18 protein-coding genes are annotated in these 18,394 nt (G+C 70.1%); 11 read left to right on the top strand and 7 right to left on the bottom strand.

The window, feature by feature from the left end; all coding sequences use genetic code 11:
• Window positions 1-147 precede the first annotated feature (147 nt).
• On the bottom strand, window positions 148-1,170 hold the full coding sequence (locus ACIO52_RS01550) for a polyprenyl synthetase family protein (RefSeq protein ID WP_255588106.1): 1,023 nt from the start codon (window positions 1,168-1,170) through the stop codon (window positions 148-150).
• A 145-nt stretch (window positions 1,171-1,315) separates the two neighbouring features.
• Here ACIO52_RS01550 and ACIO52_RS01545 point away from each other — a divergent pair, with 145 nt between their 5' ends.
• From ACIO52_RS01545 to ACIO52_RS01535, 3 genes are read left to right on the top strand one after another with little or no spacing between them, the layout of a single operon-like run.
• Entirely contained in the window at window positions 1,316-2,656 is a 1,341-nt protein-coding gene (locus ACIO52_RS01545; protein ID WP_255588105.1) for a geranylgeranyl reductase family protein, read from the top strand.
• 4 nt (window positions 2,657-2,660) lie between these two features.
• On the top strand, window positions 2,661-3,122 hold the full coding sequence (locus tag ACIO52_RS01540; protein WP_402640698.1) for a helix-turn-helix transcriptional regulator: 462 nt from the start codon (window positions 2,661-2,663) through the stop codon (window positions 3,120-3,122).
• A 9-nt stretch (window positions 3,123-3,131) separates the two neighbouring features.
• A complete protein-coding gene (locus tag ACIO52_RS01535) occupies window positions 3,132-3,548 on the top strand; it encodes a VOC family protein (protein WP_402640696.1) in 417 nt (138 codons plus the stop codon).
• A gap of 42 nt (window positions 3,549-3,590) precedes the next feature.
• Here the strand turns inward: ACIO52_RS01535 and ACIO52_RS01530 are convergent, their stop codons facing one another.
• On the bottom strand, window positions 3,591-4,088 hold the full coding sequence (locus ACIO52_RS01530; protein WP_402640693.1) for a DUF2505 domain-containing protein: 498 nt from the start codon (window positions 4,086-4,088) through the stop codon (window positions 3,591-3,593).
• 24 nt (window positions 4,089-4,112) lie between these two features.
• Between ACIO52_RS01530 and ACIO52_RS01525 the strand changes: the two genes are divergently transcribed.
• The 4 genes from ACIO52_RS01525 (at window position 4,113) to ACIO52_RS01510 (ending at window position 10,933) form a co-directional block, all read left to right on the top strand.
• The gene (locus ACIO52_RS01525) at window positions 4,113-4,553 is read left to right on the top strand and encodes a DUF3592 domain-containing protein (RefSeq protein WP_316576182.1); all 441 of its coding nucleotides are present in this window, start codon (window positions 4,113-4,115) and stop codon (window positions 4,551-4,553) included.
• 72 nt (window positions 4,554-4,625) lie between these two features.
• Window positions 4,626-5,768 carry a glycosyltransferase family 4 protein gene (locus ACIO52_RS01520; RefSeq protein WP_402640690.1) on the top strand — a complete coding sequence of 381 codons (1,143 nt, stop codon included), beginning with the start codon at window positions 4,626-4,628 and terminating at the stop codon, window positions 5,766-5,768.
• A gap of 33 nt (window positions 5,769-5,801) precedes the next feature.
• Window positions 5,802-6,515, top strand: a complete 714-nt coding sequence (locus tag ACIO52_RS01515; protein WP_402640687.1) for a demethylmenaquinone methyltransferase — start codon at window positions 5,802-5,804, stop codon at window positions 6,513-6,515.
• Between the two features lie 197 nt (window positions 6,516-6,712).
• A complete protein-coding gene (locus tag ACIO52_RS01510; protein WP_402640684.1) occupies window positions 6,713-10,933 on the top strand; it encodes a molybdopterin-dependent oxidoreductase in 4,221 nt (1,406 codons plus the stop codon).
• Here ACIO52_RS01510 and ACIO52_RS01505 read toward each other — a convergent pair whose 3' ends face one another.
• A complete protein-coding gene (locus ACIO52_RS01505; RefSeq protein ID WP_218719598.1) occupies window positions 10,934-11,977 on the bottom strand; it encodes an aldo/keto reductase in 1,044 nt (347 codons plus the stop codon).
• 82 nt (window positions 11,978-12,059) lie between these two features.
• Here ACIO52_RS01505 and ACIO52_RS01500 point away from each other — a divergent pair, with 82 nt between their 5' ends.
• Window positions 12,060-12,671, top strand: coding sequence for a TetR/AcrR family transcriptional regulator (locus ACIO52_RS01500; RefSeq protein ID WP_316576185.1), 612 nt, complete (start codon window positions 12,060-12,062; stop codon window positions 12,669-12,671).
• 108 nt (window positions 12,672-12,779) lie between these two features.
• Here the strand turns inward: ACIO52_RS01500 and ACIO52_RS01495 are convergent, their stop codons facing one another.
• Window positions 12,780-13,379 (bottom strand): TIGR03086 family metal-binding protein, encoded by a 600-nt coding sequence (locus tag ACIO52_RS01495; protein ID WP_402640681.1) that lies wholly within the window; start codon window positions 13,377-13,379, stop codon window positions 12,780-12,782.
• Between the two features lie 156 nt (window positions 13,380-13,535).
• On the opposite strand from ACIO52_RS01495, the gene ACIO52_RS01490 reads away from it, so the two are divergent.
• Window positions 13,536-13,775: a hypothetical protein gene (locus ACIO52_RS01490; protein WP_218719595.1), complete on the top strand. Its 240-nt coding sequence runs from the start codon at window positions 13,536-13,538 to the stop codon at window positions 13,773-13,775.
• A 13-nt stretch (window positions 13,776-13,788) separates the two neighbouring features.
• On the opposite strand, the gene menD is transcribed toward ACIO52_RS01490, so the two are convergent.
• The 3 genes from menD to ACIO52_RS01475 form a co-directional block, all read right to left on the bottom strand.
• On the bottom strand, window positions 13,789-15,420 hold the full coding sequence (menD, locus tag ACIO52_RS01485) for a 2-succinyl-5-enolpyruvyl-6-hydroxy-3-cyclohexene-1-carboxylic-acid synthase (RefSeq protein ID WP_218719594.1): 1,632 nt from the start codon (window positions 15,418-15,420) through the stop codon (window positions 13,789-13,791).
• Between the two features lie 264 nt (window positions 15,421-15,684).
• Entirely contained in the window at window positions 15,685-15,996 is a 312-nt protein-coding gene (locus tag ACIO52_RS01480; RefSeq protein WP_218719593.1) for a hypothetical protein, read from the bottom strand.
• A 375-nt stretch (window positions 15,997-16,371) separates the two neighbouring features.
• Window positions 16,372-16,818 carry a DUF6918 family protein gene (locus tag ACIO52_RS01475; protein WP_218719592.1) on the bottom strand — a complete coding sequence of 149 codons (447 nt, stop codon included), beginning with the start codon at window positions 16,816-16,818 and terminating at the stop codon, window positions 16,372-16,374.
• Window positions 16,819-16,959: 141 nt separating this feature from the next.
• Between ACIO52_RS01475 and ACIO52_RS01470 the strand changes: the two genes are divergently transcribed.
• Window positions 16,960-17,853: a 1,4-dihydroxy-2-naphthoyl-CoA synthase gene (locus ACIO52_RS01470; RefSeq protein WP_316576188.1), complete on the top strand. Its 894-nt coding sequence runs from the start codon at window positions 16,960-16,962 to the stop codon at window positions 17,851-17,853.
• A gap of 14 nt (window positions 17,854-17,867) precedes the next feature.
• Window positions 17,868-18,260 carry a VOC family protein gene (locus ACIO52_RS01465; protein ID WP_218719590.1) on the top strand — a complete coding sequence of 131 codons (393 nt, stop codon included), beginning with the start codon at window positions 17,868-17,870 and terminating at the stop codon, window positions 18,258-18,260.
• Window positions 18,261-18,394: the final 134 nt, after the last annotated feature.

Genomic DNA, 18,394 nt, shown 5'->3' with positions numbered 1-18,394 from the left:
TCGTCAGGCGCTTGGTTCGTCAGGCGTCGGGCCTGCGGTCGACCACGTGAACAGTTCTGGGCGTACCCGGCGAGTCACCCATGTTCGCGCGAAATCCGATGTTGCTTCGCGTTTGGTCAACGACTGCGTGGCGGCGATAGTTCCTGGTCAGCCCACCCGCTCGATGGTGTAGCGGACGAGGCGGCTGAGGGCGTCGTTGGCCGGGCCCGCCGGGAGCGCGGCCAGTTCGGTGTCGGCGAGGTCGGCGTATTCCTGCAGCTTCTCCTTGGCCTGGGCCATGCCGGGCGAACGGCGCAGCAGCTCCAGCGCCTCCTCGACCTCGGCGTCGGTTTCCAGGGGGCGTGCCAGCAGGGTGCGCAGGCGGTCACCGTCGGCGCCGGACTCGCGCAGCGCGTAGAGGACGGGCAGGGTGTGCACGCCCTCGCGCAGGTCGGTGCCCGGCGTCTTGCCGGACTGCTCGGCCGAGGACGAGATGTCGATGATGTCGTCGGAGATCTGGAAGGCGGTGCCGACGGCGTCGCCGAGGCGGGCCAGCCGTTCGACGTGCTCGGGGCCCGCGCCGGAGAAGGTGCCGCCGAAGCGGCCCGCGGCGGCGATGAGCGAGCCGGTCTTCTCCCAGACCACGCGCAGGTAGTGCTCGACCGGGTCCTGGGTCTGCTTGGCGCCCATGGTTTCCCGCATCTGGCCGGTGACCAGCTCGGCGAAGGTCTCGGCGATGATGCGGACCGCGTCGGGGCCCAGCGTCGAGGTCAGGCGGGAGGCGTGGGCGAACAGGTAGTCGCCCGCCAGGATCGCGATGTTGTTGCCCCACCGCGCGTTGACGCTGACGGCGCCGCGCCGCTGGGGCGCCTCGTCCATCACGTCGTCGTGGTACAGCGTGGCCAGATGCACCAGCTCCACCACGGTACCCGCGGTGACCAGGGCCGGATCGGTGGGATTGGGACCGAGCTGACCGGTGAGCACGGTGAACAACGGCCGGAAGCGCTTGCCGCCCGCGCGGGCGAGATGCAGCGCCGCTTCCTGCAGGAATTCCTCACCGTCGGAGAGTTCGTCGACGAGCAATTTCTCGACCGCGGCCAGGCCGTCGCGCACGGTGGCGGCGAGTTCGGGATCGACGAGATCTACCCCGGCAACCACGGTGCTCTCGTCGCTCACAGCCGATGTGCTCATTATCTTCTCCCAGCGATGCGTCCGACCCCGACGGGTAGCAACCTAGCGTGTTCCGGCGCCAGGGCCGATGAACACGGTCACACAGTGACTATTCCCGGTGTACCCGACACTCTCGCACAGCGGCCGGGGGTGCCAGTATTGAGCCATGGGTTCACCGGATCTCACCCCCGCCGACCGCGGTGCCCCTGGCGCCCGCCCTCGCGGGCCTGCGTGGTCACACTCCGCTGCCGCCGCCGGCCCGCCGGGGGCAGGCGCGCCGCTGCCTGCCCACGTCGAGGTGCTGGTGGTCGGGGCCGGACCCGCGGGATCGGCGTCGGCGGCCTGGGCCGCGCGGGCCGGTCGCGACGTGCTGCTGCTCGATTCCGCGGTGTTCCCGCGCGACAAGACCTGTGGTGACGGCTTGACGCCGCGGGCCACCGCCGAGCTGGAACACCTGGGTCTGGGCGAGTGGCTGCGCGCGCATACGGTGAATCACGGCCTGCGGATGGCCGGCTTCGGCCGGGAGGCGCTGCTGCCGTGGCCGGGCGGGTCGTTCCCGACCTACGGAAGCGCGGTTCCCCGAACCGAACTCGACGACAAGCTGCGGGAGACCGCGATCAAGTCGGGCGCGCTGATGGTCGACGGGGCCAAGGTCACCGAGGTGCTGCGCGAGGGCGAGCGGGTCACCGGGGTGACGGTGCGCATCGGCGAGGCCACCCACACCGTGCGCTGCCGGGTGCTCGTGGTGGCCGACGGGGTGCGCTCCCCCATCGGAAAACAGCTGGGTCGTACCTGGCATCGGCGCTTCGCCTACGGCACCGCGGCGCGCGCCTACATCAAGTCGGGGCGCAGCGACGATCAGTGGATCTCCTCGCACCTGGAACTGCGCAACGCCGCCGACGAGCTGGTCCCCGGCTACGGCTGGATCTTCCCGCTGGGCAACGGCGAGGTGAATATCGGCGTCGGCTCGCTGGCCACCGAGCAGCGGCCCTCGCACATCGCGCTCAAGCCGCTGATCGAGCACTACACCCGGCTGCGTCGCGAGGAATGGGAGCTCGAGGGCGAGCTGCGCGCGGTGGCGTCGGCGCTGCTGCCGATGGGCGGCGCGGTCTCGAACGTGGCCGGGGTGAACTGGGTCCTGGTCGGCGATGCGGCGGGCTGCGTGAACCCGCTCAACGGCGAGGGCATCGACTACGGCCTCGAGGGCGGGCACCTGCTGTCCGGCCTGCTCGACGAGCCCGACCTGAGCCGGGTGTGGCCGCAGCTGCTGCGCGAGCGCTACGGCCGGACCTTCTCGGTCGCGCGCAGGCTGGCCGGCTTGGCCACCCACCCGAAGATGGTCCCGCTCGGCGGCCCGCCGGTGATGCGCTCGAAGTACCTGCAGCGCACGGCCGTTCGGGTGATGGGCAACCTGGTGACCGACGAGGACGTCGACCTCACCGCCCGCGCCTGGCGAGCCGCCGGCCGCGCCTCCCTGCGCGCCGACGACCTGCGGCCGTTCAGCTGACGTCGTGAGCGCGACGGCGCGTCGCCCGGTCCTGGCTCTGCTGCCGCACCTGCGCACGGCCCGCGATCTGATCGATCGGCACTACGCCGACCCGCTCGACCTGGACGATCTCGCCCGCGCCGCCGGGGTCTCCAAGTACCACTTCCTGCGCGCGTTCGCCGCCGTGTACGGGCCGACGCCGGGGGCCTATCTGGCCGAGCGGCGGATCGAACGAGCCCAGGATCTGCTGCGGGCCACCAATCTGACCGTCACCGAGGTGTGCATGCTGGTCGGGTACGCGAGTCTGGGCTCGTTCAGCAGCAAGTTCCGTCAGCTCGTCGGGGCGACGCCGAGCGAGTATCAGGCCAGGTTCGCCGACGGCGCGCCACACATTCCGGGCTGCTATGTCTTCATGCACGGGCTCTCCGACCGGGTCCGGCCCGACACCGCAATTTCGGAGAAGCCCGGCCGCACCGGTCCGTCCTAGCCTCGAGTCATGCCAACGATCACGAACGTTTCCCTGGTCACCGTGTATGTGACCGATCAGGACGCCGCCAAGCAGTGGTACATCGACAAGCTCGGATTCGTCGAGACCGCGGATGTGAGCATGGGCGACAACGGGTTCCGGTGGGTCACCGTCGCTCACCCGGACCACACCGAGCTCGAGGTCACGCTGATGGTGCCGGGACCGCCGCTGACCGACGACATGGCCGACGCGATCCGGCGATCCCTCGCCGACGGCACCCACGGCGCCCTCGGGCTGCGCACCGCCGACTGTCAGAGGACCTTCGAGGAGCTCACCGCCAAGGGCGTCGAGTTCATCCAGCCGCCCGCCGCGCGCCCGTACGGCACCGAGGCCATCATTCGCGACAACTCCGGCAACTGGCTGGTGCTGGTCGAGCCGAGCGCGTGAGCGCGGTGCCGCCCGGCCCGGCGGGCGGCACCTTCCGACGGTCTAGTTCGTGGCGAAGCGGTTCTCGATGAACTTGCGTTCGCTGTTGAGAACGCGCTGGTGCAGCTGCTCGGCCAGCGGTTCGATGGCGCCGCCGACCAGCGGCACCTTCACGGTGACGGTGCCGACGACTTCGATCTCACTGCCCTCGGCGGTCGGACGCAGTTCGTAGGTGCCCGACATCTCGGTGTTGATGCCGCCGGTCTGCCCGGTGAAGCTGCCCTTGGCGACCTCGCCCTGCAGCGGCTGCCAGTTGTCGGTCCGCGACAGCACCAGATCGCTCTTGAGCACCTTGCGTACCAGGCCGGGAACCTTGTCCCGACCTGGCTTTTCCGTCATATGAAGGCGAATCGAACCCGGCCCGTCGGGATGGGAGAGTTCGAGGGTCGCGGTCTCGGCGGCGGCGAATCGCTCCTGCCAGACCGCATCGTCGACGAGTGCCCGGTGAAGATCTTCGACCGGGACTGCGTAGGGCACGGTGAAGCTGAATTTTCGGGACATGGCGGCAACGGTACTGTGTGCCGGGTGTCGGAAGTGAGCCTGTCGGAGCGGCGGTCCAAGCGCCTGCGACGGGTACGGTCCTGCGTGCTCGGCGTGGCCACCGTGATCAGCGTGCTGATGGTGCTGCTCGTACTCGCGGCCTGGCGCAACGACTTCGAGATCGAGCAGCATCGCGGAACCACCTCCGGTGAGGTGCTCTCGGCGGGCAGGCTGCGGTCGGCGGTCATGTACGTGACGCCGGACAGCGTCACCCACAACCCGAAGGTCGGCATCCTGTATCCGACCAATCTGACGGCCGGGCAGCGCATCAATGTCGAGTACAGCACCCGTGACCCCGATCTGGTCCGGGTCGCCGGTCGGGACGCGCGGGTGGCGATCATCCCGGCGGCTTCGGTGATCGTGGTGGTCTGGGCGCTGGCGCTGCCCGTGCTGTGGCTGGTGCGGCGCAAGCAGCACGAGGCGTAACTTCGTCTGCTGTTCGTCCCGGCTTCACGTCGGCGTGGTGGTGTCGCGCCGTGTGGCGGTCACTCTGAGGTGGTGCGCGTAGCCATCGTGGCGGAGTCATTCCTGCCGAACATGAACGGCGTCGTCAACTCCGTGTTGCGGGTGTTGGACCACCTGGACCAGCACGGACACGACGCGATGATCGTGGCACCCGACACCCTGCGCGGCGTCGCGCCCGCACCCCGCTTCCACGGCCGCTTCCCGGTGCACCGGGTGCCTGCGATGATGGTGCCCAAGGTCAGCTCGCTGCCGGTGGGCCTGCCGCAGCCGGGGATCACCGCCGCGATCGCCGCCTTCGACCCCGACGTGGTGCATCTGGCCTCGCCGTTCCTGCTCGGCGCCGGCGGGCTGGCCGCCGCGACCCGGCTCGATCTGCCCTCGGTCGCGGTATATCAGACCGATGTCGCCGGTTTCGCCAAGAGTTACGGTCTCGGGCTGGCCTCCCGCGCGGCCTGGGCGTGGACGCGCCGGATCCACGAAGGCGCGACCCGCACGCTGGCGCCGTCCTCGGCGGCCGCCCAGGACCTGGCCGACCACGGCATCCCCCGGGTGCATCGCTGGGGACGCGGCGTCGACATCGACCGTTTCGACCCCGCCGCGCGCAGCGCCGACCTGCGGGCGAGCTGGCTGGGCGGCGAGGACCGGCTGGTGGTCGGCTTCGTGGGCAGACTCGCCCCGGAAAAGCACGTCGAACGGCTCGCGGCGCTGGCGGGCGATCCGTCGATCCAGCTGGTCGTGGTGGGTGACGGACCGGAACGGGCGCGGCTGAGCCGGCTGCTGCCCGACGCCGTGTTCACCGGCGAGCTCGGCGGCAGCGACCTGGCCACGCACTACGCGAGCCTGGACGTGATGGTGCATCCGGGCGAGCACGAGACGTTCTGCCAGGGCGTGCAGGAGGCGCTGTCGTCCGGTGTGCCGGTGATCGGGCCGGACGCGGGTGGCCCGCGCGACCTGATCGCGCACTGCCGCAACGGCTACCTGCTGCCGGTCGACCGGTTCGCCGAGCTGCTGCCCAGCGCGGTATCGGCCCTGCGTGACCGGGGCCAGCGCGCCCGGTTCGCGGCGGCGGCCCGCAAGTCGGTGCTGCACCGCACCTGGCCCGCGATCTGCACCGAGTTGATGACCCACTACGCCGAGGTGACCGGGATGCGCGACCGATTGCCGCGCTCGGCATAGAGCGTTCGAGCGCGCGCCGGATAAGCTCGAATCGTGGCGACAACAGAGCAGCGGGAACCGATTCGAGCATCGCTGGACAAGCAACCCCACGAGGTCGCGTCGATGTTCGACGGTGTGGCCAAGCGCTACGACCTCACCAACACGGTCATCTCCGCGGGCCAGGATCGATACTGGCGGTGGGCGACGCGGCGCGCGCTCGGGCTGCGTCCGGGCGAGCGAGTGCTCGACCTCGCCGCGGGCACCGGCGTCTCGACCGTCGAGCTGGGCAAGTCCGGTGCCTGGTGCGTGGCCACCGACTTCTCCCAGGGCATGCTCGCCGCCGGCCGGTTCCGCCAGGTGCCGATGGTCGCCGGTGACGCGATGGCCCTGCCGTTCGCCGACAACTCGTTCGACGCGGTGACCATCTCCTTCGGCCTACGCAATGTCTCCGACATCGACCTGGCGCTACGCGAGATGCTGCGGGTGACCAAGCCGGGCGGCCGGGTGGTGGTGTGTGAGTTCTCCACGCCGGTGTTCGGGCCGTTCCGCACCGTCTACATGGAGTACCTGATGAAGGCGCTGCCGCGGGTGGCGCGCGCGGTCAGTTCCAACCCCGACGCCTACGTCTACCTGGCGGAGTCGATCCGGGCCTGGCCGAACCAGCGCAGGCTGGCCCGGCGGATCGCCGACGCCGGCTGGGACTCGGTGCAGTGGCGCGACCTCACCGGCGGTGTGGTGGCGCTGCACCGCGGCTACAAGCTGGGCTGAACCGTCCCGATCCGGGGGTGAGTCCCGTCACCCCGGGGCGGCGCGCGGCACGGGGCGCCGCACCGGAATGCGCCCTGATCAGGGCAGATATTCCCCACCGGACCTCACGGCGGAAATTCTGGCGTGTGAGGTCGATTGTCACCTGGACATAACGTTCGGTAAATCGAGCGCAACGACAGGTGCGGATGATCGAAGCCATGACACGGGAAGCTGACATCCGCGCCACGGACACTGTGCGTACACAGTGCTCGTACTGCGGCGTCGGCTGCGGCATCAGCGTCCAGACCAAGACTGATCAGTCGGGTGCGCGGTTGATCGCGAAGGTCAGCGGCGACAAGCTGCATCCGGCGAACGCGGGCAGGCTGTGCACCAAGGGCGCGACGCACGCGGAGATGATGGCCGCGCCCGGCCGGATGGACACCGCCTACCACCGCCCCGAACGCGGCCAAGTCCCCGTCCCGCTACCGGTCGACGAGGCCGTCCACGAGACCGCCACCCGGCTGCGCGCCATCCTCGACGAACACGGGCCCGACGCGATCGCCCTCTACGTCTCCGGGCAGATGTCGCTCGAGGCCCAGTACCTCGCGACCAAGCTGGCCAAGGGCTACCTGCGGACCAAGCACATAGAAGCCAACTCCCGGCTGTGCATGGCCAGCGCGGGCACCGGCTACAAGCAGTCGCTCGGCGCCGACGGTCCACCCGGCTCCTACGACGACTTCGAGCACGCCGACCTGTTCTTGGTCTCCGGGGCGAACATGGCCGACTGCCACCCGATCCTCTACCTGCGGATGGCCGACCGGCTCAAGGCGGGCGCCAAGCTGATCGTGGTCGACCCGCGCCGCACCGACACCGCCGCGCGCGCCGACCTCTTCCTACAGATCGCGCCCGGCACCGACCTGGCGTTGCTCAACGGCCTGCTGCACCTGCTGGTCGCCGACGGCGCGATCGACACCGCGTTCATCGCCGAGCACACCGAGGGCTGGGACGCGATGCCCGAGTTCCTCGCCGATTACCCGCCCGCCCGGGTCGCCGAGCTCACCGGCCTGGCCGAGGCCGACATCCGCACCGCGGCGACGATGATCGCCGAGGCCGGCGACTGGATGTCGCTGTGGACGATGGGACTCAACCAGTCCACCCACGGCACCTGGAACACCAACGCGCTGGTGAACCTGCACCTGGCGACCGGCGCGATCTGCCGCCCCGGCAGCGGCCCGTTCTCGCTCACCGGTCAGCCCAACGCCATGGGCGGCCGCGAGATGGGCTACATGGGCCCCGGCCTGCCCGGCCAGCGCAGCCTGCTCTCCCCCGCCGACCGGACCTTCGTCGAGACCGCGTGGGGCCTGCCCGCCGACACCCTGCGCACCGAGGCGGGGCCCGGCACCATCGACATGTTCCGCGGTCTGGCCGACGGCGAGATCAAGGCCGCGTGGATCATCTGCACCAACCCCGTTGCCACCGTAGCCAATCGCAAGACCGTGATCGCGGGCCTGGAAGCGGCCGAGCTGGTCGTGGTGCAGGACGCCTACACCGAGACCGCCACCAACGCCTATGCCGACCTGCTGCTGCCCGCCACGCTGTGGGCCGAAGCCGATGCGGTGATGGTGAACTCGGAGCGCAATGTCACCCTGCTGCAGCAGTCGGTCGATCCGGTCGGCGACGCGCGACCGGACTGGCTGCTGATCGCCCAGGTCGCCACGGCCATGGGCTTCCCCGGCTTCGACTTCGCCTCGAGTGCCGAGGTTTTCGCCGAAATCCAGCAGTTCACCAACCCGGCCACCGGCTACGACCTGAGCGGCATGAGCTACGACCGGCTGCGCGAAGGCCCGATGCAGTGGCCCTGCAACGACAGCACCAGCCCGCGCAACCCGATCCGCTACCGCAACGACGGCGTCCACCAGCCGCTGCACGTCGAATCCGACGGCACCACACCGCGACTGGCGTTCGCCACCCCGAGCAGGCGCGCGGTGTTCTTCCCCCGACCGCACCTGCCCGCCGCCGAACTGCCCGACGACGATTACCCGTTCCTGCTCAACACCGGCCGGTTGCAGCATCAGTGGCACACGATGACCAAGACCGGCAAGGTCGCCAAGCTGACCAAGCTCAACGGCGCTCCCTTCGTCGAGGTGCATCCCGAAGACGCGCGGCGGCTGGACCTGAAGCCCGGCGACCAGCTCGAAATCGCCTCGCGCCGTGGCCGTGCCGTGCTGCCGGTACAGATCAGTGATCGGGTTCGGCCCGGCGATTGCTTCGCTCCTTTCCACTGGAACGACGAACAGGGTGAATACCTGACGATCAACGCCGTCACCAACGATGCGGTGGACCCCGCCTCGCTGCAGCCGGAGTTCAAGGCCTGCGCGGTGGCGCTGCGCCGGGTCGGACCCGCCGCCGCGCCCGAGCAGGCGCCGGCCCAGCCCGCCCAGCTGTCCGCCCAGCCGAGCGCGCACCCGCTGGCCGGGATCCTCGGCCTGGACGCGGGCACCTCGCCGACCCTCAGCGAGACCGAACGCATCTATCTCGGCGGCTACCTCGCCGCACTGCAGTCGCTGCCGGTCTCCGGGCAGCCCGTGCTGCCGGCGAGCGCGCCGCTGTCGGCCCAGTCCCGTCTCTGGGTCGACGGCTTGCTGGCCGGGATGTACTCGCGCACCTCCGGCGCCACGGCCGAAGTCCCGGTCGCCGATGCTCCAGCCGCCGCCCCGGTGACGGTCCTGTGGGCCTCCCAGACCGGCAATGCCGAGGAACTCGCGGCCACCGTCGCCGCACGCCTGTCCGCCGCCGGATTCCTGCCGTCGTTGCTCGATATGGATTCCTGCGAGCTGTCGGCGCTCACCGGCGACATCCTCATCGTCACCAGTACCTTCGGCGACGGCGGCCCGCCCGACAACGGCGCCGACTTCTGGACCCGGCTCGAGGACAGCATCGTCCGGCTCAACGACGTCCGCTATGCGGTGTTCGCCCTCGGTGACTCCTCCTACGACGACTTCTGTGGCCACGGCCGCAAACTCGACCGCCTCTTCGCCGCGCGCGGCGCCAAGCCGCTGGTGCCCCGCGTCGACAGCGAACCCGACTTCGCCGACGCCGCCGACCAGTGGCTCGACGATGTCCTCGCCGCGCTCGGCGGGTCGGCCCCGGGCGAGGCCACCCCACCCGACGCACCGGGTATCGGCGACACCGATGCCCCTGTGCCACAACAGATGTCCGGCTCATCGCTACCGCGGCCGTCCGGTCGCGGCGGCGCGATCGTGCTCGACCGCCCCCTCGCCCCGGCGCCCACTCGCGTCCAGCGCACCGCCCCGGCGCCGTTCACCCGCCAGGCTCCGGTCCGCGCGACCCTGATGCGCAACGAAACACTCAGCGCGCCGGGCTCGTCGAAAGAGGTGCGCCGCTTCGGTTTCGACCTGCACGACCTCGACGCCAGCTATGAGGTCGGCGACTCGCTGGGCGTGCTCCCGGCCAACAGCCCCGAACTCGTCGAGGAGTGGCTCACCGCGACCGGCCTGGACGGTCGCCGTGTCATCGAGCTCGACGACCGCGAACTCACCCTCACCGAGGCCCTGCGCACCCACTACGACATCACCAAGGTGAGTCAGGATCTGCTCGGCTTCATCGCCGAACGCAATCCGCACCCCCAGCTGGCCAAGCTGCTGCGGCGCGACAACCGCAACGAACTCGCCAACTACCTCTGGGACCGTCAGGCCGCCGACGTGCTGCGTGATTTCCCGGTGCGCACCGACCTGGTCGACTGGCTCGGCGCTCTGAAAAAGCTGCAGCCGCGCCAGTATTCGATCTCCTCCAGCCCGCTGACCACCCCCGACGAAGTGCAGCTGACCGTCGGCGTCGTCCGCTACGGCGAACCTGCCGGCAACTCCACCCGGCGCGGTGGCGTGTGCTCGACCTTCCTGGCCGACCGGGCGGGTGCCGAGGTGCCGATCTTCCTGCAGCGCGCCCCGCACTTCCGCCCGCCGCTGGACCCCAACGCCCCGATGATCATGGTCGGCCCCGGCACCGGCATCGCTCCTTTCCGCGGTTTCCTGCACGAACGTCGGGCCCTGGGCGCGACCGGACGCAACTGGCTGTTCTTCGGCGATCAACACGCCGCCCAGAACTTCTACTACCGGACCGAGCTGGAGGACATGTTCCGCTCGGGCTTCCTCACCCGCCTGGACCTGGCCTTCTCCCGCGACCAGCGCGAGCGGGTCTACGTGCAGCACCGGATGATCGAGCACGGCGCCGAGCTGTGGTCGTGGCTGCGCGACGGCGGCCACTTCTACGTCTGCGGCGATGCCTCCCGGATGGCCAAGGACGTCGACGACACGCTGCTCCGGATCGCCCAGATCCACGGGAAGCTGGACGAGGCCGGTGCCCTGGCCTTCAAGAAGCAGCTGGTCGCCGAGAAGCGCTACGTCCGCGACGTGTACTGATCACGCCGCCCGAATCGCCGGCGGGTTCAGCCGGGTGAAGTCGGGCAGCCGGTGATACGGGTAGTACGGGTACGGCGGTGTCGTGGCGCTCGCGGCGTCGAGAGCCGCCCGGTGCTCGGGCTCCAGCTGCCAGCCGACCGCGCCGAGGTTCTGGCGCAACTGCTCCTCGTTGCGGGCGCCGATCAGAACACTGGCGACGGTGGGCCGGGTGAGCAGCCAGTTGAGAGCGATCTGCGGGACACTGTGCCCGGTCTCGGCGGCGATGCGATCGAGGACATCGACGATGTCGTAGAGGTGTTCGTCGTCCACCGGCGGGCCCGCCTGCGCGGTCTCGTGCAGCCTGCTGCCCGCCGGTAGCGGCTGGCCACGGCGGACCTTGCCAGTGAGCCTGCCCCAGCCCAGCGGACTCCAGACGATCGCGCCGACGCCCTGGTCCGCGGCGAGCGGCATGAGCTCCCACTCGTAGTCGCGACCGACGAGCGAGTAGTACACCTGGTGCGCGACAGGCTTTTCCAGGCCGAGCGCCTCGGCGGTGGACAGCGTCTTCATCAGCTCCCAGCCGGCGAAGTTGGACACACCGACGTAGCGGATCTTGCCCGCGCGCACGAGATCGTCGAGGGCCGTGAGGGTTTCCGCGAGCGGGGTGCCCGCGTCGAAGGCGTGCAGCTGGAACAGGTCGAGGTAGTCGGTACCGAGGCGGCGCAGCGAGGCGTCGACGGCGCGGATCAGCCGGGCCCGGCCCGCCCCGGCCTCGTGGGCGCCCGGACCGGTCGGCAGGGCGGATTTGGTCGACAGCAGCACCTGCTCGCGCCTGCCCTTGATCGCCGCGCCGAGCACCTCTTCCGAGGCCCCGTCGGAATACACATCGGCCGTGTCGAACAGGGTGACACCCGCCTCCAGGCTGATATCGACCAGGCGCCTGGCCTGCGCCGCGTCGGTATCGCCCCAGGCGCTGAACAGCGCGCCCCGTCCGCCGAAGGTGCCCGCGCCGAAACCGAGCGCGGGAACGTGCAGACCCGATGCGCCGAGCCGCCGATACTCCATGAGAACTCCTAAAGGGTCTATAGTTCCGTTAACACTTCGGACAGTACACCCGTTGCGCGCTAAATGAAACTGGAGTTCCGTTATGAATCACGACATCGCCTGGCCGGGGTCCGTTCGCCCAGGTGGACGCACCGCCCGGGTGCGCGAGTCGGTACTGCAGGTCGCCGGCGATCTGATCGCCGACCGGGGATTCGTGAGCCTGGATCTGGCCGAGGTCGCCGCGACGGCGGGCGTCGGTAAGACGACGGTCTACCGGCGCTGGCGCACACCGGCGGGGCTGGTCGCCGACCTGCTCGTGGACATGGCCGAGCAGTCGCTGCCGCGCGCCGACACCGGCTCCCTGCTCGACGACCTGACCGCCAATGCCCGACTGGTCGCGAAGACGCTCGCCGACCCACGCCAGGGCAATCTGTTCCGCGCCGTCATCGCCGCGGCCACCGGTGACGAGGTCACCGCCACGGCGCTGCACACCTTCTACGACACCCGGCTCACCGAATGGGCGCCCTGCGTCGAGGCGGCCGTGGCGCGCGGTGAGGCGCCTGCGGGCACGGACCCGAGGGCGGTGCTGTCGGCGGTGTCCGCGCCGCTGTACTACCGCCTGCTCGCCAGCGGCGACCCCATCGACGAGAGCGCCGCCGACCAGTCGGCGCGGGCGGCCGCCCTCGCCACGATCGGCGGCGCCTACGTCCGCTGAACCGCGCTCGCGCCGAGACGAGTTCGCCCAGTGCGCGGTGACATTCGACGACATCGGACGCGTGCGGAACCTGCCGCCCTCGACCTCGTCGAGGCAGGCGATCGACGGTCAGACCTGCCGGTCGGCCGCGATCGCCGCCGGACGCCAGCCCGGATCGCGCCCGGTGAGACCGAGCAGACGATCGAAAGCGGGGGCGGCTTCGGGCACGGTGACGACCGGACCGAACAGACCGGGCGTGCCCTCCGGATCGGTGTCGCGCAGGAATTCGAGCAGGATCGCCAAGTGGTCCGGGTCGACGGTGACCGACTGCCCGGTGGCGGCCGCCAGATCCCAGGCGTGCACGGTCACCTCGTCGAGCGCGACGGTCGCCATGATCGCCGCGGGCAACACCACCCCACCGGCCTCGACGTCACCGTCCCAGGCCGCGGGCACCCGCCACGCCTCGGTGAGCGCGATGAGCTGGGCGGGGATCAGGGTGCGCCAATCAGCGGGCAGCGCGCTGTCCAGGCTCGGCGGCACCGAGTGGCCGAGGGATTGCTTGGTGGCGGCCTGCCGGAAGGCCTCGGTCAGCCCGACGACGTGGGCGAGCACCTGGCGCACGGCGGTGTTCTCGCACGGTGTCGGCGCGTCGAGCAGGTCGTCGGGAATCCCGGCGACGACGTCGGCGAGGGTGCGGGCGGCGAGGGCGAAGTCGAACTGCGGTTCCATGGACGCTCCTGGGCGAGGGCGGACTCGTTCACCAGTAGTGACGAGATGAGCCACGCGATCTCATCGCCGCGCGGGTTGCCGAGTTCCGCCGATAGGCGCACGCTGGATGACGCAACGATCAGCGACACCGTGCGAGGCGACAACCGAGGAGCACCGATGATCGACTACGACGCCGCCCGGCCACTCGACGAAGTTCCCGAGGCCGATCGGATCGAACAGGAGCAATCGGCCTTCGCCGCCGACGATCCCGATGACCCGGCGTTCTCCGATGCCGCCGACTACTCCGACGAGATGGCGGCCAACATCGACCGCGACGCCGACACCGCGAACCCCGCCGACGTGATCGAGCAGACCATCCCCGTCCCCTACGAGGACGAGTTCGTCGAGGAGCCCTGACCGCGGCGCTCGGCTAGCCGGCGATCTTCGTGCGCACGGTGGCGTGCAGTTCGCGCAGGCTGGAGCGCTCCGTGGCGACCTCGAGCACGCGCAGGCCGTGCGCGTCATCCGCCAGCTCGACGGCCAGCTCTTCCGGGTCGACCTGGCGGTGCGGAATGCGATAGGCCGCGCACAGGGCGGCCAGGTCCATCCCGTGCGGGGTGCCGAAGACCCGCTCGAACACGCCCGCGTACTGCGGATCGCCCTGTTCGAGCAGCTCGAAGATGCCGCCGCCGTCGTCGTTGGCGACGACGATGGTGAGGTTGTCGGGCCGTGGTTCGCCGCGCCCGATCAGCAGGCCGGACGCGTCGTGCAGGAAGGTCAGATCACCCATCAGCGCGATGGTGCGGCCCGGATGGGCCAGTGCCGCGCCGACCGCACCGGAGACGGTGCCGTCGATCCCGGCGACGCCGCGGTTGGACAGCACCCGCACGCCGGGTCGCGGATGCGAGACCAGCGCCGCGTCGCGGACCGGGTTCGACGCGCCGAGCAGCAGCTGGTCGCCCTCGCGCAGCGCGTCCATGACGACGGCGGCCACGTGCAGGCCGGTGGCCTTGGGGTGGGTGGCCAGTTCGGCGCGCACCACCGATTCGGCCTGCCGGTTCAGGTCGGCGCAGCGCGCCAGCCACTCCGGTCGCGGCGCGCCGGTGGTGACCGCGCGGGTGCCGGTGCCGACGACATTGCCGGAGACATCGGGCCAGCGCGGGCCGGTGGTGAGCGCGAAGACGGTGACATTCGGGTCGGCGAGCACCCGCGAGACCTGCCGATGCAGGGTCGGGCGGCCGGTGATGATCGCCTGCGTCGGCTTCAGCAGCGACAGCGCGAGCGGGTGCAGCGCGGGACCGTGCATCGGCGCCGTCGGCTCGGCGACGGTCGGCAGCTCGGCGAGTTCGGGCAGCAGCCGCGCGCCGTGGCCGGAGATGACGACGGTGTCGGGCGTCAGGTCGATGTCGAGTGGCACGTCGAGGGTGGCGTACTGGGTGGCGGTCCATGGCCGTTCGCCGTCGCGGCCGACGGGCAGCGGATCGTCGGACAGCTCGGGGACCAACGGCTCGCGCAGGGGGATGTCGAACTGCACCGGCCCGGCATTGCCCGACCTGGTGCCACGCGCCGCGGCGAGCACCCGGCAGACCGAGGAGCGCCACACGCTGTTCTGCCGCGGATAGGCCGACTCCCCCGCCTCGGCTTCGGCCAGTCCGAGACTGATGGTGGCCCGCACCTGGCTGCCGAACAGACCGAGCTGCTCGATCGTCTGATTGGCGCCGGTGCCGAGCATCTCGTAGGGCCGGTTCGCGCTGATCACGATCAGCGGCACCCGGGCGTAGTTGGCCTCGAGCACGGCGGGACCGAGGTTGGCGACGGCGGTGCCCGAGGTCATCACGACCGGCACCGGCCGCCCGGACGACACCGCGAGCCCGACCGCGAGGAAACCGGCGGTGCGCTCGTCGATGCGCATGTGCAGCCGCAGCTGCCCGGCGACATCGGCCGCCTGCAGCGCGAAGGCCAGTGGGGCGTTACGCGATCCGGGGCACAGCACGACCTCGCGGACGCCGCCGCGCACGAGCTCGTCGACGACCACTCGTGCCTGCGCAGTTGACGGATTCACAATCCCAGACTGTCAGACCGGACCACGCCCGTCTGCCCCCGGCCCGCGTTGTCTGCGTCACCGGCCGGGTGCACACTCCCCCGGAACCGGGACGGCAGCGGCATGTTCACCTGTTTCGGCCGGTCGATAGGGGCACCACGGAATCATTTCCGCCATGACCTGCGCGCTATTCGACAACTCCGCGCCGGGCACGCCGAAAAAGCGGAATTCGGCGGCGGATTCACACCCGCCGCCGAATTCCGGAAAAGCTTGCCCAGGCAAAGATCAGGAAGCCGCGGGCGCCGGGAGCAGACCGTTGATACCGGTGATCAGGTCGATGACATTGACCAGCGCGGAGGTACCGCCGTCGAGTGCCGAGCTGCCCGAGTCGAGCACGCCTGCGCCTGCGGCCGAACCGGTGGTCAGCGCGGCCGAACCCGAGGACAGATCGGCGGAGCCGCTGGCCAGATCGGCCGAGCCGCTGAAGGATCCGGTCGCCGAGCCGGAATCGGCACCCGCGACAGCGACGGGGCCGAGGAACATCACGGCGGCGGCAGCGGCGGCACCGGTGGCGGCGAGGGTCTTGCGAGAGATCATGGGACCGAACTTCCTTCTCGAACCGAATCGCGCGAAAACAATATTCCGCGTCGCGGCAATTCTCCTTCCGAATCACCTGAAATCGAACGTAATCGATTCAGGACGGAAGTAGTCAATCGTTCGGTGCCGCCACCGCATGGCCGGAATTATCGGCCACCGTTCATTTTCCCGCTGTTCACCGACGGCGTTACGGGGCTCACAATCGCGCGGCCGGAATTTACCCGCGACCGGGAAACGCTGTGGCGCCGCCCGCGCCGTCCTCCGTTACGTGAGTGTGGTCACGCACGGACGCGAAAGGCCGGTGCGGACCGGGTTCACACCCGGGCCACACCGGCCTCACGATCGAGCTGTGCGGGGGCTACCCCGCCATGGGACTCAGCCCGCGTGCTTCTGCACCAGGTCGGCCACGCGCGGCAGAGCCTCGACGACGTGCTTCTTGGCCGAGCCACGCATCGAGGAGTACACCTTCTGCAGGGCGGGACGGCTCGACGCGTCGGCGCGGGCGTCGGTGACGGCCAGCAGCGACTCGGCGACCTCGTCGGACTTCGAGGTCAGCAGGTCGGCGAAGGTGCCCGCACCCGAGGTGGTGAATTCGGCCCAGTACGGCTGGAGCTGGTCGAGCAGCTTCGGCGCCAGCGATGCCAGCGCATCGGGAACGATGGTCGGGCTGATCTTCTTGACCGCCGCGTAGCCACCCTTCACGGCCAGGCCTGACGCACCACCTTTGTCCGAGACCTCGGCGTCGAGAACCTCGACGGCGTCGGCAAGGAAAGCCGGACGCTTGGTGTCGTCGAGCAGGGATTCAGACAGCGCTGCAACCACTTTCAGGTTCCTCCGGATCGGTTCGTTGAACGAGCAGCCGCAACTATACGCACCGGGTCCAGGAAACATGCGGCGACCGCTCGAGCTGCGGTGTTACGACCTCGTACCGGTCCGCCGGACGGTAGGGCAATAATCAGGGTCGTGACTTTCGATCCGAAGCTGTGGCGGCCCGTCCCCGGGTTCGAGGACCTGACCGACATCACCTACCACCGACATATCGAGCAGGGCACGGTGCGGGTGGCGTTCGACCGGCCGGAGGTGCGCAACGCGTTCCGCCCGCACACCGTCGACGAGCTCTACCGCGCGCTCGATCACGCGCGGATGTCACCGGATGTCGGCGCGGTGCTGCTCACGGGTAACGGGCCGAGCCCGAAGGACGGCGGCTGGGCCTTCTGCTCCGGCGGCGACCAGCGCATCCGCGGCCGCAACGGTTACCAGTACGCCGACGGCGAGACCGCCGACACCGTCGACACCGCGCGCGCGGGCAGGCTGCACATCCTCGAGGTCCAGCGGCTGATCCGCTTCATGCCCAAGGTCGTCATCGCGCTGGTGAACGGCTGGGCGGCCGGTGGGGGGCACAGCCTGCACGTCGTCTGCGATCTGACGCTGGCCTCGCGCGAGCACGCGCGGTTCAAGCAGACCGACGCCGATGTCGGCTCGTTCGACGGCGGCTACGGCAGCGCGTACCTGGCGAAGATGGTCGGGCAGAAGTTCGCCCGTGAGATCTTCTTCCTCGGCAGGCCGTACACGGCCGAGGAGATGCACCAGATGGGCGCGGTGAACAAGGTCGTCGACCACGACGAGCTGGAGAATGTCGCGCTCGAGTGGACCGCCGACATCAACGGCAAATCGCCGCAGGCCCAACGCATGCTGAAGTACGCGTTCAACCTGCTCGACGACGGCCTGGTCGGCCAGCAGCTCTTCGCGGGCGAGGCGACCAGAATGGCGTACATGACCGACGAAGCGGTCGAGGGCCGCGACGCGTTCCTGGAGAAGCGCAAGCCCGACTGGGCGCCCTACCCCTGGTACTTCTGAGAACGGACGGCCCCATGGACATTCTCAACAGCCGGATCATCGTGCGGCCCAGCGACTATGCGACCACGCTGGCGTTCTACCGCGACGGCCTCGGCCTGGCGATCGCCCGGGAGTACCCGGGCGGCACCGTGTTCTACGCCGGGCAGGGGTTGATCGAGGTCGCCGCGCACGGCGGCAGCGGCGATCCGGGCCGCTTCGACGGCGCGCTCTGGCTGCAGGTGCGCGATGTGGCCGACGCGGCGGCGGAGTTGGCGCTGAAGGGAATTGCGATCGAGCGCGCGCCCGTGCTCGAACCATGGGGCCTGTGGGAGATGTGGGTGCGTGACCCGGACGGCCTCGCGATCGTTCTGGTACAGGTTCCTGCCGAACATCCGATCCGGCGGGATCCGCGCTGGTCGGCGGAGTGAAGGAGGGGTCGTCGCGGCGAATCCGAGTTGCCGATCCGGGTCCGGCCGCGCACGATAGCTGCGAGCAAGCGCCCGACCGCCGTCGTCCGGACCGCCGTGCGAATCGTTGTCCATCTACTGAATCGCAGTCGCTA

The organism is Nocardia sp. NPDC087230 (assembly GCF_044744725.1).
GTDB classification, from domain to species: Bacteria; Actinomycetota; Actinomycetes; order Mycobacteriales; family Mycobacteriaceae; genus Nocardia; species Nocardia canadensis.
This window is presented reverse-complemented; position numbering and strand designations above follow the sequence as displayed.